The sequence below is a fragment of the [Mycobacterium] manitobense genome (assembly GCF_025821665.1).
Classification (GTDB): domain Bacteria; phylum Actinomycetota; class Actinomycetes; order Mycobacteriales; family Mycobacteriaceae; genus Mycobacterium; species Mycobacterium arseniciresistens.
The window spans coordinates 1-533 of record NZ_JACKSJ010000255.1; the positions used below are offsets into that span (position 1 = coordinate 1).

General features: G+C 65.3%; 1 protein-coding gene. It reads left to right on the plus strand.

What is annotated here, in order from left to right; genetic code table 11:
* Nucleotides 1-533, plus strand: a 533-nt coding sequence (locus H7I41_RS28540) for an SDR family NAD(P)-dependent oxidoreductase (RefSeq protein WP_264016024.1), incomplete at both ends; no start/stop codon positions are given.

Genomic DNA, 533 nt, shown 5'->3' on the forward strand with positions numbered 1-533 from the left:
ATACGGGCCGACCGCTGCATGCGTTGATCAACAACGCCGGGATCATGGGTGGGCCGCTGGTCCGCGACGGCCGCGGATATGAGGCACAGTTCGCCACCAATCATCTCGGTCACTTCCGGCTGACCGATGGACTGCTGCCCGCGTTGCGGGCGGCGTCCGGCGCGCGGGTCGTGGAAGTCTCGTCGTGGGGCCATCACCTATCGGACATCCGTTGGGGCGATCCACATTTCGAAGATGGCGCCTATGACGGCATGGTGGCCTACGGTCAGTCCAAGACGGCCAATGTGTTGTTCGCCGTCGAATTGGACCGGCGCTGGTCCAACGACGGCATCCGCGGCTACGCACTGCACCCCGGCGGCATCATCGACACCAACCTCGCACCGTCGATCACCGACGAACAGTGGCAGCTGATGGGGTTGATCGACGAGCACGGCAAAGTGGTCAACGACCCGGACCGTGACCTCAAGACCCCGATGCAGGGCGCTTCCACCAGCGTGTGGGCCGCGACCAGCCCGCTGCTCGACGGCATCGGC